Raw genomic sequence first — 14,222 nt, 5'->3', positions numbered from 1 at the left:
GACGCAACCCGATGGCCCTACTACTTTCACTTAAACCAGAACGAATAAAGGACATCACCATCGACGACTCACTTCGCCGCCCACGCCGGCGGGCCGCCCAAAAACTCATGGTCCCCGTACAACCACGAACGGAAACGACACACCCACGCACGCAGGCCACGAGAGCGGGGCGCGGCGCCCGCGATGCGATCCCGGCACCAGGCCACGAACCCCTCCACATCGGGCAACACCGACCGATCCACCAACACACAACCGTCCAAATCCGCAAGTTTCACATCCGGTATAGCCGGGATGATGTCCATCGACGCCTTCCCGCCCGCCGAAGGAGACAACACCACCGCATGCTCCGTCAATCGCACGCAATCCAGCTGCGACCAAGAAGCACGCACCGTATACTCCTCGCCGTTCACACGACGCAGCAACACCACGCCGCCGCCATCGACCCACAGTCGGCACGGCGTCAGCCAACGCCTATCGAATACACCGTTCTTCCACTGCCCCACCGCACTGCGCATCTCCGGATCAGTTCCACTCGGCACCGGGAACCACTGCGACACCAATCTCGTCGACTGATTCATCACAACCCGACGAGGAAACGGACCACCGCAAAGCAGCAAACACACAGCAAGAAGCCCGACAAGAACAAGAACCCACCATTCATCATTAGGAAAATACAAGGTCCCATTACTCAGGAAAACCACCAGCAACAGCACAACGACAAACACGGAGCCCGGCACATAGATATGACGTAACCCACGCCCATAGGCGTTCGACGCCATGGCGAACTCCCACCACATCGGACCGGTCAACGTGAAATCAAACGACCAAGCACCCGGCGCAGACGAATCCGAAGACCGGCCGCCAGCCCCGACGGCACTCGACACATCGGCATCCACGTTCTGAACATAGCCCGGCACACCCTTGTAAACGGAATCCACATCCGCAAGCCTGATCACCTTGAAAATCATTTGACCTTCACCCATCTGACATACCGGTTCAACACCAAACCGGGAAACGAACCAATCGCCAACAGACAGATACCGAAGACCGCCCAATACCGGTCACGAGAGGCAAACACGCCCACCGCCGTGAGCACACACAGCACCGGCATATAACGGCACAGCAGCGACACCACACGTTTTACTCTCGCACTTCTATGCAATGCCAGCACCAACGCTCCCGCGCCCACAACCACCAATGTCAGCGCCGCCACCGCCAACGCAGCCAAATCAGGCCACGGCATCACACGCCCCAGAGCAACGGGATGGCGCACCAGCAGGTCGCCGGCCCCAAGGCAAATCGCCACCAAGCACCAGAGCAACAAGCCCATCAAAGCAAACAGGCCCCCGACAAACCCCATGATCACGCGCAGCCGCAACGGATGCAGCGACCAGAACTCATCATCCGACATCACCCACGGCCCAATCAGCTTCGAAAAACGATCACGCAGCCTCATCACTCACCCCCGATCGAACACACGGCACCGCGGTTCGCCTTCTTCAACCTTGATCTCTTTGCATTGCACGTCATCGTCACCGCCGTCTTCCGGCATGCTACCACCAAGCATCGTCGCAGAAAGCTCTTCATTATCACCATCCTCAGGTCGGAGGAGGCGTCACCATGACGTTTGAGAGACGGGGAAGGAAGATCGAAGGTCTCAAGAAAGTACAATCGTAAAACATAATGACCATATTCGCCGCCAACGGCACGGCACGCCAATCCGCCGACACCCCGCTGGGCAACGGTTGCGGTAAAGTAAAAAAGGTCTTCGGGCGATTAGCTCAGCTGGTTAGAGCGCCACCTTTACACGGTGGATGTCGGGGGTTCGAATCCCTCATCGCCCACGTTTTCGATTCCTCAGAATCCCACGATTCCCAAGGATTGTGGTTAATCAGAACCTTTCGACCGGATTCTGGCTTTGTTATTCCGGCTTTTACTCAAAGCCGCCTTGCTGATCACCCGGACTGCATTATCACCGTTAACGAACGATCAGTCCTCGTTAATATGAGTTTGTCCATAAATAGAACATGCAGGGCATGTTTCGGCTTCGTTCTGGCATAATGGCTGATACACAGCAAGGAGGCAAATCCTTTATCGCTGTGCAATCCGTGAAATCCATTCCCTTTAAGGACGGGCGGAGCGGAAGCAAATGCCGCATCGACGGCAGCAAAATATCACATCATCAAGAAGGAGTTCGAAATGGCTGAATCATTCAAAGCCGACACATCCAACCCTGCAGTCGTGCAGAGTTCGTCGGACGTGTTCAATGCACCCATCGCGATTGCGGACCCCGAAATCTCGTCGCTCATCGACGATGAGCTCAAGCGCCAGCAAAACGGTCTTGAGATGATCGCTTCCGAAAACTTCGTGCCTCGCGCCGTGCTTGACGCGCAGGGCTCCGTCTTGACCAACAAGTACGCGGAAGGCTACCCCGGACGCCGCTACTACGGCGGCTGCGAGTTCGTCGATGGCATCGAGACGCTCGCGCGCAACCGCGCCAAGGAGCTCTTCGGCGCCGAGTTCGCCAACGTCCAGCCCCATTCCGGCGCTCAGGCCAACGCCGCCGTCTATCAGGCGCTGATCAAGCCGGGCGACACCGTGCTCGGCCTGGCGCTCGATCATGGCGGCCACCTGACCCACGGCACCAAGATGAACTTCTCCGGCAAGTTCTACCACGCCGAATCCTACGGCGTGAATCCCGACACCTTCCTGATCGATCCCGAAATCGTACGCCAGCGCGCGCTCGAGGTCCATCCGCAGCTGATTATCGGCGGCTGGAGCGCCTACCCGCGCATCGAGGACTTCAAAGCGATGAAGGAGATCGCCGACGAGGTGGGCGCAAAGTTCTGGGTCGACATGGCCCACTTCGCCGGTATGGTGGCCGCGGGCCTGCACCCAAGCCCTGTCCCCTATGCCGACGTCGTCTCCTCGACCGCACACAAGACGCTGGGCGGACCGCGTTCCGGTTTCATCCTGGCCAAGAAGGAATACGGCAAGAAAATCAACTCCGCCGTCTTCCCAGGACAGCAGGGCGGGCCGTTGATGCATATCATCGCCGCCAAGGCCGTGGCCTTCAAGGTCGCCGGCACCGAGGCTTTCAAGCATCGCATGGAACGCACGCTCGAGGGCGCCAAGATTCTGGCCGAACGCCTCAACGCGCCCGATGTGGCGGCACAAGGCATCACCGTGCTGACCGGCGGCACCGACGTGCATCTGGTCATGGTCGACTTGCGTAATAGCGAGATGGACGGGCTGACCGGCGAAAACCTGCTCGCGCAGTGCGGCATCACCGTCAACCGCAACACCGTACCGTTCGACCCGCGCCCAGCCTCCGTGGCCTCCGGTCTGCGCATCGGCACCTCGGCGCTGGCTACCCGCGGTTTCGCCGCCCCGCAGTACGAAGAGGTCGCCGACATCATCGGCACCGCCCTCGCCGCAGGCCCGGATGCGGATGTGGAGGCGTTACACGCCCGCGTGACCAAGCTGACCGAAGATTTCCCGCTCTATCCGGGACTCTAGGCCGCAGCTGCATTCGAACAACGTCAAAGTCCCCATCGGCTTATCGTCGGCGGGGACTTTCTTCGTATTCTCCGTCATTGATCAAGATACAATACAAGCAATAACCGCGAATCCGAGTCCACAAAAGACGAAGATCTCCGCCAACAAGACGTCAGCAGAGACCTTTCATATTCTCAAGCGTATGTATTTTTAAAAACGGCTGGCTGCGCCAAACCGTTACAGCTTCAGCGTCCTTTGCCGAAGGCACGCAGACGAATGCCGTTCCAATCCTCGGAAACCGTCAGTGGCGTGGCCGCGTTCATACCGGCGGTCTTGGCGGCGGACTGTACCGTATTAGAGGCGGGAGCGCCCGGACGCCCCGGCTTGGGGGTAAGAATCCAGAGTGGGCCGTCTTCACCGATGACCCCATGTGCGTCCATGATGGTGTCGGCCAAGGCGTCCTCGTCATCGCCGTCGCGCCACCAGATGATGACGCCATCGACAGCAGAATCATAATCCTCATCGACCAGATCCTGATCGGTCAAATCCATGATTTTCTCTCGAGTGGATTCACTCACGTCGTCATCCCACAGCCATTCCTGTACGATGTCACCTTTGTGAAAACCGAACTCTTCAGCGTTTTTTGATGCCGTTTCATTCACCCTTCCAATATAGCAAACATACGGAACAGCACGCCCAAAGTCGCGGCACCGTATCCACATTGCGGGCAATACCAGACAGTTGGCGCAATCTGTTCAGTCAATATCCATCAAATCGTGCACATAGCCCTCCGCAAGGTCAATCCGCCGTGCAATGCGGCAGGTTATCGGCCCTGCCCTGCCCAATGGCCACCAAAGAGCGGTAGGCTTGCTCCAGCGTCGAGACTTTGACATCGCGCAGGCCGTTCGGCACATGGCCGACGACCTCGTCGCAATTGCTGGCGGGGGCGAGGAAATAGGTGGCGCCGTCACGTTTGGCTCCGAGCATTTTCAGCTGGATACCGCCGATTTTGCCGACCTTGCCTTTGCTGTCGATGGTACCGGTGCCCGCAATCGTCTTGCCGCCGGTCTCGTCGACGCCGGTGAGCTTGTCGATGATACCCAGCGCATACATCATGCCGGCTGAGGGACCACCGATGTCGTCGACGTGCATCTCCACCTTGGCGTGCGAGGCTCCGGCGATCTTGTGTCGCTTTGCAAACGCGAGCGCCGCCGTGGTGGCGGAGTCCTGGGAACCGGTCATCTGCTTGGCGGAGGTTTTTTCATATTCCTGAGAGCTCTGGCCTACGGGGAACACGGCTTCACTGGGCATGACCTGCTGATGGGGGTCGATCCATGCGATCAGGGTTTGGATGCCGAGCGCCGGCGAGCCCGGGACGCCCTGGGCGTTGACGGTCAGCAGCAGCAGCTTGCCACGGCTTTTGTGCGTGGTCGCGTCGGTGATGGCGATCACCTGCTTGCCGTCAGAGGTACCCAGCACGTCCTGCGTCGGACCAGGCGTTTCAATAACGTAAGGACTGGGCAGAAGCAGCACCAAAAAACACAGCACCGCACAAATAACGCCGGCAAAATACCGCAACGAATGACGCGAACAATAACGGGTGAAACGATGCCAGATACCAAGACGACCGCGAACGTCGATGGCCGCTTCATCGCTCTCGGCGCCCGTATCAAAAGGAGAATCGGCATCCGCACCGATCGGGCTTGCAGCATTGCCTGAAGCACGATTGCCTGAAGCCGGCACACCGATAATGCCGTCGAAATCATCGTTACCGGGCAACGACGAACCCGTCGTATCTTCGCCCACCGGTGATATAGGCGTCTGATGGCCTTGATACCTCTGGTCCTGATTGCTGCGTGACATAATCAACCAGTATGCTGCCTTGCCCAGACGCAACGCCTTCATAAAACCCACGAGCGTAACCAAAAGACATCGCCGGCCACGATATATTCCCAGCTTGGCCGCAATCTCGTCGGTAGCGGAAGATTACAGCGATAAGACCATAGAAGACAATAATATGGGAAGACAAACGGACGTTATATTGCCGGGACTTGAAAGATAAAGGACTATACCGATGGACGAAAACGCGATACACCAATGGTTGATCGACTGCTTCGGTCAGATGCAGGGCGACATGGCATTCCAACAGCTCAACGCACTGCCCGACGCGGTCAAAGACCAGCTCCTCGGCCAGGATCCGACCAAGCTGCCCAAACCCGCCGAAGTGAAGGCGCTGATGAACGCATTCACCACCAGCGGACTCAACACGGTAGGCGACATGCAGCAAAGCGCCGAGCAGGGGCCCGTCAACGTGAAACTGGCGACCTCACTGGCCTTGGCCATCGCCAATGACGAAGGCAGCGAGCAGACCGTCACGGCGAGCGAGGGCGAAGCCGTGCGTCAGGCGATGAGCGAGGCGAACCTTTGGCTTGACACCGCCAGCACCATCGACCCGGCTCCGGGCGAACCGCAGGTATTCACCCGCGCCGACTGGGTCAATGCGACGGTCGATTCGTGGGCGAAATTCGCCAGCCCGGTCGAGCAATCCATGAGCGATGCGCTTTCCAGCGTCGTTTCGGAGCGCTTCGGCGACGCCTTCGGTGACGGCGAGATAGCCGGTGTCTTTGCAGGACCGATTCCCGTGCCGATTCCTGACAATATGAAGGACCCGGCCAATCTCATCAAGATTCTCGGCAACACGGCTTTCTCCACGCAGCTCGGGCACGCGGCAGGCCAGCTTTCGCATGAAGTGCGCGGCAGCTTCGACCAGGGCATCGCTCTGCAGAAGAACCCTGCCGGGGCGCTGATCGCGCAGAACGCCATCGAATACGCCAAGACGCTGGAAATCGACCAGGCCGAAGTGCTGGCGTTCCTGGCGCTCGAGGAAGTGGCGCACGCCCGTCTCTTCGCCCATGTGCCATGGCTCATGCCCCGCTTCGAGGCACTGATCGGCAAGTACGCCCGTGGTATCAGCATCGACCTGGACGCCATGGAGGAACAGTTGCGTGATGCGACCTCGATGGATCCCGATTCGATTTCCGGGGCCGTGGATCTGACGAAGGTCGGCATCGCCGATACCCCAGAGCAGAAAGAGGCGCTCGAAAGCCTCGAGACGCTTCTGGCCTTGGTCGAAGGCTGGGTCGACGCGGTGACGTGGAAGGCCGGAGTGGCCCATATCCCGCACATCGACCAGTTGCGTGAGATGGTGCGCCGTGAACGTGCGGTCGGCGGACCGGCGGAACGTACCTTCGAAAGCCTGCTCGGCATGGAACTGCGCCCCAAGCGCATGCGCGAGGCCGCCGACATCTGGGAGAAGATCGGCGCGCAGGAGGGTGACAAGGCCCGTGACGAGAAGTGGTCACATCCCGATCTGTTGCCGAAGCTGCCGGGTATCGACGGCGAGCAAGCGCAGGTCGCCGACACCGAAACATCGCCATCCGACGCCGATACGAATCCTGACGCGAACATCACCGCCTTCGCCGCGGACGGCAGCGATACCACTGATTCCAAGCACGGCATCGACTGGGACGCCGAACTCGAGAAATTGCTTGACGCCCAGGGCGACGACGATGGCGAGAACAGCGAAACAACCGCCAAAGACGACAGCATCGAAACCGGCAAGGACGACGAATCATCGAAATCCGATAATGATGACGGCGCATCCGACAAAGGCGATGGCAACCAGCCGGATAATGGCGACAAACCGCAAAACTGAAGTCGTCTCTGAAGGCTGAAAACCGAATAGAGCAGCACAGGCAAAGGCCGGTATCGACATATCACAAGTCGATACCGGTCTTTCTTATGATCGCGCAATCATTGCCAGAGGCAGATTCCACAAACCGATCGAAAAGACCGATCGAATCCGCGAACCTACCAGAAACGGCTCGGGGTGCGCGAGAAGGTCGAGGTACCGTCCTTGCTGCGCGCGTAGGAAAGATGCAGGGAATCTTCGGCTCGGGTGACGGCCACGTAGAAGAGACGGCGCTCCTCCTCCAAGGCGTCGCCGGGGGGCGGGGAACCGTACGGCAACAGGCCTTCCGAACAACCGATGATGAACACGTGCTTGAATTCCAGACCCTTCGCGGCATGAATCGAAGAGACCGTGACCCCCGGTTCACGCCTGCTCGCCAAAATCTCCATGGCCTCGCGACGGCTTTCATTGCCGTCTTGAAGAACCGTGTCTTGCACCCCGACGTCGTGACGGGTGCGGTAGGCGATTCCCTGCGCTTTCAAGGCCTTGCAGACCACCTGCTGCTGGGCGTTGAGACGGGTCAGCACCGCGCATTGCGACGGTTTGGCGCCGCCGGCGATGAACTGGGCGATGCGACCGGCCACGCCCTGCGCCTCCTCGGCGTCGCTGTCATAGGCGGTTTTGACCACGCGCATGCCCTCGCTCTTGTCCCTGGCGGAGACCAGACGCAGATATTGGTCCCGATCCGGCGCACAGGAAAGGACACGGTTGGCCATCGAGACGACCTGAGGCGTGGAGCGGTAATCGGTATTGAGATTGATATCGGCGCGCAGATCGCCGAACTCCCCCGCGAAATTGAGCAGGTCGTAGCTCGAGGCCCCGGCAAATGAATAGATCGTCTGGGCCGGGTCGCCCACCACACACACATTGCGGTTGTCGCCCAGCCAAAGGTCCATCAGGCGATGTTGCAGGGGCGAGACATCCTGATACTCGTCGACGGTCAGCCAGCCGACGGACTGCCGAATCTGCGCGGCCTGCTCCTCAAAGCCCTCAAGCACATGGCAGGTCAAGAGAAGGATGTCGTTGAAGTCCATTTCGCCGCGTGAGGTCTTCTCCTGTTCATAGCAGGTGCAGACATCGGTGAAACGTTGCGGGTCAAGCCCGGCCGGCGGCAGCCTGTGAGTGGCCGCGCACACCCGCCCGTAATCCTCCGGGGCTATCAGCGAGACCTTGGCCCAGTTGATCTCGGCGAGCAGATCGCGCCTGGCGATACCGTCGTACTGGTCGGATCCGGTGGCCCGTTTGAGCGCTCTCGCGATGATCTCCTGAGGATCGGCGACGACGTGCGGGAAGGGAGCGATGCTGATGTCGTACCAGACCTTGCGCAATTGGTGCAAGGCGGCGGAATGGAAAGTGGCTGCGGTGACCTTGCCCGCAACGCCAAGCGATGCCAGTCGCTGCTTCATCTCATCGGCGGCCTTCACCGAAAACGTCACCGCGAGCGTCCGGCTCGGGTCCCACTCGCCTTTGGCACAGGCATAGGCGATGCGCCGTGTGACGGTGCGCGTCTTGCCTGCACCGGCACCGGCAACGATGCGAACCGGGCCGTCAAGGGCTGTGGCGGCAGCGCGTTGGGCGTCGTCAAGCCCTTGAAGCTTGGCCTGCGTATCCCTGGTGTCCATATCTGCCATTCTGCCAGCCACACCCGATAGCCCTGTAATTCCTTGAAAGCTGGCGAACTCAAGGACATAGGGGTGTATTAATCTGGTAGATGTGACTTTACGAAGCAAGTTTATGCTGGCGGCCCTCGCCTCAGCCGCCATGCCCGAGACATCCATGGCCGGGGTGTGCGAGTACAACCGCAGCGACAAGGCCGACAATGACGCCGGCATCGATTACGCCGTGGTGCAGGACACCGCAGGGCGGCAGTACGACGTGTTCGTATCCAGCGACCCCAAAGGCAAAAAGCTTCTCGCGGGACGTGCGAAAGCGGCTGGTGTTCTTGCCTCGTCCCATGAAATGAGCGGATTGGGCTTCGCGCTGGACCGCGCCTTGGCGTTCAGTACCGCGGGGAAAGGCAGCGCAACCGGCAAAAACTCGGTGCTGGTCGCACCACACGTCGAGGGAGAGGCACGCCGACTTGATTTGCTGACCTGCCAGGACGCGGCAAGCGTGGGCACCGCCATCGGAGCCATCCACCGCCAGCGCACGGATTTCCTCGACGATGCGAAATACCCGGCGTTCACCACCGGACAGATTCGCGCCCAGCTGACCGGCTGGATCAAACGGCTGCAACAGGCCGGCCATGTGCCGCCTGCCATCACCTCCAGCTGGGCCAAGATCATCGACGCCGAAGGCCTCTGGTCCTTCTCCACCACCCTGACCCATGGAGGGTTCGCGGACGGGGATTTCCTCTTCTCCGGTTCCACCATCACGGCTGTGAACAACTGGCAGGACATGCAGATCAACGACCCCGCACGCGACCTGGCTTGGATGTTCGCCAAAATGGACGGAGACCATCGCGATGCGCTGATGAACGCCTATGGCGGGATCATGGGCTCACGAATCGACGATCTCATTCTCCTTCGCGCCAACCTTTGGCTGCAGATGCAACAGGTCGGCGATTTCATCGAGGCGCTTTCACGCGCGGACAATGCCAGGATTCTGCAGTTCAAGGCGCAGGTCGAGCATCTTGCCCATCAGCTGACGGTGGTTGCCAACAAGGCCAAGGGTGCGGCAACCGCGGCTGCGGCGGTCGTACCTCCGAAAGACGATGCCTCCGCCAAAGAGCGCGAAGACCCACGCTTCTCCAAGCAGGACGAGGACGAAAGCGACAGGACCGGTTCCGCAGAAGTCACCAAACTTGTCGAGGCAAGCGACAGCACCGCCGACCGTCCGGTACATTTCGCACCCCAACGTTCCCGCGTCCTGGAAGATGACGACGATGACCGCACCGACGACCGGCAAAAGCCGACGGCACCAGTCAGGCCCCTCTACCCCGATATGCCGAATCCTTCATCTTCGGCCACGATGGTGCTGACCGAAGCCGAAAAGAAGCCCGTCTTGAGCGACGACGAAACAGAAGACCCCGAAGACGACAACAGCGCCGAAACGCAGGCCGATGACGGCAAAGACCGAACCGGCAAGCCCGAAGTCGCCTGGCACGTCCAGTATTCGCAAGAGGACGACGTCTACAACAGGGCGACAAAGAAGGGGAAAGTCGACCACGACGCCCCCACGGCCCTGATTCCCCTGCTTGAACAGGAACAGCAGGCATTGCACGATGCTCAGATGGGGCTTGAGGAAGCCGAGGAAAAGGCCGAAAAGAACCGTTCTCTATCAGGCACCAAGATCGAAGTCCAAGACGACCAGAGGGGTGGCGGCGCACAAGCGTCCGAATCCGGAATCGCCAAAGAACTGGATGACGCGGCCCAACAGGATGACACATCGAACGATGACGACACAGCCGATAATGACACGTCGGTATCCGACGAAACCGACCGTGACGCTCACGATTCCGACGATGCGGACAGCCAGCCCGAATCAGACGATTCCGCAGATGCCGACCATACCAGGTCAACGAGCGAAGACGAGAGGTAAAAGGCGCGCCCGGCCGACGGCAACCAGCACGTCTCTGTCTATATAAAACCAGCGAAACCGATCCGTTCTGTCGCCCGAGAGTGGACAAACGCGGCAATCCTAGCCAAAAGCGTAATGACCAGCCTTCGGGCACAATAAAACCTAAGAACAATCCCCAAAAGGAAAGAGGTAGCACATGGATGTCGAACTCGGAATCCAAAACGTGGCACGTCCGGTCAATTTCACGACCGAGCAAAGCGCCGAAGAAGTGAGCAAAGCCATTTCGGACGCCGTGTCGAAAGGCGAGCCGATCGATCTGGTCGACGACAAAGACCGCCATATTATGGTGCCGGCCGGTGCCCTGGGCTATGCCATCGTCGGTTCGGAGACCAAGCACGCTGTCGGGTTCGGAGCCCTGTAGACGAAACTTCGCGGCGATAATTACGCCTGCAGAATAACATATAGCAACTTTGCCCAGTTTTTTGTGACACATCTCACATAATTGGGCATTTTTCTTGTTCAACGTATGTTGTGCCGACATCACTGTTCCGAAGCCTGTGGTTCAAGACCCGGAAACGCAACGCCCACCAACAACAGCGGTTCATGAGACCAACCCGATGGCACCGCGTTGCACGATTTGCGCCACCACGTCATCGCCGGTCAGATTCTCCCCCAACTCGTTCGGCTTGCCGGCCCCATGCCAGTCCGAACCTCCGGTGACGAGCAAACCGAGCTCGTCGGCAAGTTTCAACAGACGCCGGCGCTCGTCGCTTCCGTTTCCACGATGCCACACCTCAAGACCGCCCAGTCCGGCATCGGCCAGTCTCCTGATTTGGAAATCGGAAAGCAAGCGCCTGTTGCGGCTGTAATCGCCGGGATGGGCGACGACACTCACCCCTCCGGCCTGCCGAACCACCTGCACGACCCGCAAAGCGGTAGGCGAAGGCGTCGGTATGTAATACTTGCTGGAAGACGAGATGGCTCCCGCAAACGCCTCGGAGCGCGTGCGATAGAACCCAGCCGCCACCAACGCATCGGCCATGTGGGGCCTACCCACCGTCGTTTTCTCGCCTTTTTTGATTTGGTCTCTCACATCGTCCCAGGTGATGGGGAAATCCTGTGCCAGACGCGAGACCATACGTCTGGCACGCTCGATACGGGCTTTGCGCGTCGAACGGAACAGCTCAACGATGCCTTCGTTTTCCGGGTCGTAGAGATAGGCAAGCATGTGAACGGAAACATGGTCGTCCTGTGCGGTGATTTCGCTGCCGCGCAACAACGGAAAACCGCGACTTTGCGCGGCAATCTGTGCATCATTCCAACCCGCAGTGGTATCATGGTCGGTGATTGCGACGCCGTGCAGTCCTTTTGCGCATGCAATGTCGACCAGTTCGGCGGGGGTCTTGGTACCATCGGAAAAGACCGTATGACAGTGGAGGTCCCAGCCGGAAACCGGTCCGCAATCGTTATATTCGTCGCTAGTCATAGACCTATCGTAGGCCTATGAGCCCGACAGCCGGTGAAATGCCAAGGGAACAGAAAGCAGGGATATGCATGTCGACTAAACACAGCGCAGCCGCCGTGAGGAACATGGAACGAGCATCGATCGCTCCCAACGGCCAACCGACCCTTGAATTTAGCGACAACCGCGAGCCCAAAGGGTTCTTCCATGGACCCATCTGGAACTATGGCGTGATGTGCCTCGGGGCGGGCATCGGCCTGTTCGCCTCGCTGATGCTGGCAGCCGATACCCTCAAGCTCGCCCGCAACCCGAACAAGGCGTTGGGCTGCGACGTGAACTCCGTGCTCTCCTGCTCCACCGTCGCGGAATCCTGGCAGGCCGAGATCATCAAGATCGGCGGGCTGAGCTTCCCGAACGCGTTCTTCGGCATCTGCTTCTATTCGGTCTTCGTCACCGTCGCGGTGGTCGGCGCCTGCAACGTCAAGCTTCCCTACTGGTTCTCGGCAGCGGCCTGGATCGGCGGCGTCACCTGCATCTCGTATGCCTATTGGCTGATGAGCCAGTCCATGTTCGTCATCAAGGCGCTCTGCCCTTGGTGCATGACCATGATGTTCGCCACCACGTTCATGTTCATGGGGCTGACGCATGCCACGGTAACGGTACAGAAAATCCCGCGCAAGCATTGGCGTAAGGGCCTCAATACCTACTATCGCATGCGGTACGACTGGATGGTCGACATCGTCTGGATCTTCGCGATCATCGCGCTGATCTTCGTGCGCGAAGGCGCCGCGATCTTCGCCTGATACACCTTTGGATTGTTATCAAAAACCCGCACAGCCGTCGTAAGAGACGACCGTACGGGTTTCTTTTTACTCGAATATCGGTTTCCAGTTTGCTTTTGCGGCGTTCAGATTGTTGTCGGTCGGTGAAACGTTTCCGCCTTTTACAGCAGCTCCACTTTCGCCACGATGAGCGCGGCACCGGTAAGCAGTACGTCGTCGTCGCCCACATCGACATGCACCAATCCCCCGCGAATGGCGATGTCCCAATGGCTCACTCCGGTTTTCGCCCTCAACGTCACCGCTGTGGCGCCAAGCCCGGTGCCGCAGGAAAGCGTCTCCCCGCACCCACGCTCATTGACCCGCATGGTGGCACGGCCTGTATCGGAGGCTTTGTCACAGGCGTCGATACGCACGAATTCGGCGTTCTGATCGGTCTCGATTGACGGCATGACCGTCGGCTTGACGACGAGATTCAGATCCTCGAGTGCGGGAAGCCCGGCCTTGCCGTCCTCCACGACGGAAACGACGTGGGGGTTGCCCATATCCACAAACGTCCCGGCGGCCTCACCATCAGTCCCGGCAATGGTGACCTTGTAGGTGTCCAAATCCCCGATTCTGCCGGCTCCCAAGCTCACCTGGAACACGTCGTCGCCGTATGGCGCCACCGCACCCAGCGAACGCAATGTCTTGACCCCGGCTCGCGTACCCAGTCTGAAAGGCGCGCCGCCCGGGGCCGCGGCAAAGCCGGCGCGCTGGGCAAGCAACGTCGTCACACGGGTGCCGTTGCCGCACATCTCGGCCAAGGTCCCGTCGGCATTGCGATAGTCCATGAACCATTGCGCATCGCCGTCGCGGCAAAGCGCCACCTGAAAAGCGGAAAGGTCGCTGACATACTCCGGTTTCGTCAGACGTATCAGGCCGTCGGCACCAATGCCGAAATGACGGTCGCAGACATGGCGAACCTCGTCGCCGGTCGGCTCGAAACGGCCCTCGCGGTCGATGTAGATGACGAAATCGTTGCCGGTACCGTGGCCTTTATAGACGAAGTGCGGAAGACTCATAAGCGACAGTCTACCTGTTGCCACGCTCAAGGGCGGCAAGTGAACGTGTCGGGATGCACCATCCGCCCGAGCCGGGCGCCGAGCGCCGCCGCAGCAGCAGATCCGACGATTCATCCAATTGGCTATCATGTGCATGTTCGCTGAAAACG

Annotated in this window: 12 protein-coding genes and 1 tRNA gene; 6 read left to right on the top strand and 7 right to left on the bottom strand. The window is 59.5% G+C overall.

Annotated features, from left to right (window positions below; genetic code table 11):
* Positions 1 to 68 precede the first annotated feature (68 nt).
* Positions 69 to 983, bottom strand: coding sequence for a hypothetical protein (locus OZX71_RS02330; RefSeq protein ID WP_277160360.1), 915 nt, complete (start codon positions 981 to 983; stop codon positions 69 to 71).
* A complete protein-coding gene (locus OZX71_RS02325; protein ID WP_277160359.1) occupies positions 965 to 1,456 on the bottom strand; it encodes a hypothetical protein in 492 nt (163 codons plus the stop codon). The genes OZX71_RS02330 and OZX71_RS02325 overlap by 19 nt, the downstream gene beginning before the upstream one ends.
* A gap of 314 nt (positions 1,457 to 1,770) precedes the next feature.
* Here OZX71_RS02325 and OZX71_RS02320 point away from each other — a divergent pair.
* Positions 1,771 to 1,844, top strand: a tRNA-Val gene (locus OZX71_RS02320).
* A gap of 355 nt (positions 1,845 to 2,199) precedes the next feature.
* The gene (gene glyA / locus OZX71_RS02315) at positions 2,200 to 3,519 is read left to right on the top strand and encodes a serine hydroxymethyltransferase (RefSeq protein WP_277160358.1); all 1,320 of its coding nucleotides are present in this window, start codon (positions 2,200 to 2,202) and stop codon (positions 3,517 to 3,519) included.
* A 224-nt stretch (positions 3,520 to 3,743) separates the two neighbouring features.
* Here glyA and OZX71_RS02310 read toward each other — a convergent pair whose 3' ends face one another.
* Together OZX71_RS02310 and OZX71_RS02305 are read right to left on the bottom strand one after the other, a co-directional pair.
* Positions 3,744 to 4,160: a DUF3052 domain-containing protein gene (locus tag OZX71_RS02310; RefSeq protein WP_277160357.1), complete on the bottom strand. Its 417-nt coding sequence runs from the start codon at positions 4,158 to 4,160 to the stop codon at positions 3,744 to 3,746.
* 136 nt (positions 4,161 to 4,296) lie between these two features.
* A complete protein-coding gene (locus tag OZX71_RS02305) occupies positions 4,297 to 5,361 on the bottom strand; it encodes a S16 family serine protease (RefSeq protein WP_277160356.1) in 1,065 nt (354 codons plus the stop codon).
* A 211-nt stretch (positions 5,362 to 5,572) separates the two neighbouring features.
* On the opposite strand from OZX71_RS02305, the gene OZX71_RS02300 reads away from it, so the two are divergent.
* The gene (locus OZX71_RS02300; RefSeq protein WP_277160355.1) at positions 5,573 to 7,213 is read left to right on the top strand and encodes a zinc-dependent metalloprotease; all 1,641 of its coding nucleotides are present in this window, start codon (positions 5,573 to 5,575) and stop codon (positions 7,211 to 7,213) included.
* Positions 7,214 to 7,368: 155 nt separating this feature from the next.
* Here the strand turns inward: OZX71_RS02300 and OZX71_RS02295 are convergent, their stop codons facing one another.
* Positions 7,369 to 8,871 (bottom strand): ATP-dependent helicase, encoded by a 1,503-nt coding sequence (locus tag OZX71_RS02295; protein WP_277160354.1) that lies wholly within the window; start codon positions 8,869 to 8,871, stop codon positions 7,369 to 7,371.
* 91 nt (positions 8,872 to 8,962) lie between these two features.
* Here OZX71_RS02295 and OZX71_RS02290 point away from each other — a divergent pair, with 91 nt between their 5' ends.
* The gene (locus tag OZX71_RS02290; protein WP_277160353.1) at positions 8,963 to 10,789 is read left to right on the top strand and encodes a phosphotransferase; all 1,827 of its coding nucleotides are present in this window, start codon (positions 8,963 to 8,965) and stop codon (positions 10,787 to 10,789) included.
* 175 nt (positions 10,790 to 10,964) lie between these two features.
* Complete coding sequence (locus OZX71_RS02285; RefSeq protein ID WP_277160352.1) at positions 10,965 to 11,189, top strand: DUF3107 domain-containing protein; 225 nt, start codon at positions 10,965 to 10,967, stop codon at positions 11,187 to 11,189.
* A 180-nt stretch (positions 11,190 to 11,369) separates the two neighbouring features.
* Here the strand turns inward: OZX71_RS02285 and OZX71_RS02280 are convergent, their stop codons facing one another.
* Positions 11,370 to 12,254: a PHP domain-containing protein gene (locus OZX71_RS02280; protein ID WP_277160351.1), complete on the bottom strand. Its 885-nt coding sequence runs from the start codon at positions 12,252 to 12,254 to the stop codon at positions 11,370 to 11,372.
* Between the two features lie 104 nt (positions 12,255 to 12,358).
* Between OZX71_RS02280 and OZX71_RS02275 the strand changes: the two genes are divergently transcribed.
* Positions 12,359 to 13,033 (top strand): vitamin K epoxide reductase family protein, encoded by a 675-nt coding sequence (locus tag OZX71_RS02275; RefSeq protein ID WP_277160350.1) that lies wholly within the window; start codon positions 12,359 to 12,361, stop codon positions 13,031 to 13,033.
* Between the two features lie 140 nt (positions 13,034 to 13,173).
* Here the strand turns inward: OZX71_RS02275 and dapF are convergent, their stop codons facing one another.
* Entirely contained in the window at positions 13,174 to 14,073 is a 900-nt protein-coding gene (gene dapF, locus OZX71_RS02270; protein ID WP_277160349.1) for a diaminopimelate epimerase, read from the bottom strand.
* Positions 14,074 to 14,222: the final 149 nt, after the last annotated feature.

Origin of the sequence: Bifidobacterium sp. ESL0764, from assembly GCF_029395515.1 — a bacterium.
GTDB lineage: Bacteria > Actinomycetota > Actinomycetes > Actinomycetales > Bifidobacteriaceae > Bifidobacterium.
This window is presented reverse-complemented; position numbering and strand designations above follow the sequence as displayed.

Excerpts from the sequence above, each read along its gene's own strand:
- OZX71_RS02325 (WP_277160359.1), bottom strand. The coding sequence starts at position 1,456 with ATGAGGCTGCGTGATCGTTTTTCGAAGCTGATTGGGCCGTGGGTGATG.
- OZX71_RS02275 (WP_277160350.1), top strand. The coding sequence starts at position 12,359 with ATGGAACGAGCATCGATCGCTCCCAACGGCCAACCGACCCTTGAATTT.
- OZX71_RS02330 (WP_277160360.1), bottom strand. The coding sequence starts at position 983 with ATGGGTGAAGGTCAAATGATTTTCAAGGTGATCAGGCTTGCGGATGTG.
- OZX71_RS02295 (WP_277160354.1), bottom strand. The coding sequence starts at position 8,871 with ATGGACACCAGGGATACGCAGGCCAAGCTTCAAGGGCTTGACGACGCC.
- OZX71_RS02285 (WP_277160352.1), top strand. The coding sequence starts at position 10,965 with ATGGATGTCGAACTCGGAATCCAAAACGTGGCACGTCCGGTCAATTTC.
- OZX71_RS02300 (WP_277160355.1), top strand. The coding sequence starts at position 5,573 with ATGGACGAAAACGCGATACACCAATGGTTGATCGACTGCTTCGGTCAG.
- OZX71_RS02280 (WP_277160351.1), bottom strand. The coding sequence starts at position 12,254 with ATGACTAGCGACGAATATAACGATTGCGGACCGGTTTCCGGCTGGGAC.
- dapF (WP_277160349.1), bottom strand. The coding sequence starts at position 14,073 with ATGAGTCTTCCGCACTTCGTCTATAAAGGCCACGGTACCGGCAACGAT.
- OZX71_RS02305 (WP_277160356.1), bottom strand. The coding sequence starts at position 5,361 with ATGTCACGCAGCAATCAGGACCAGAGGTATCAAGGCCATCAGACGCCT.
- glyA (WP_277160358.1), top strand. The coding sequence starts at position 2,200 with ATGGCTGAATCATTCAAAGCCGACACATCCAACCCTGCAGTCGTGCAG.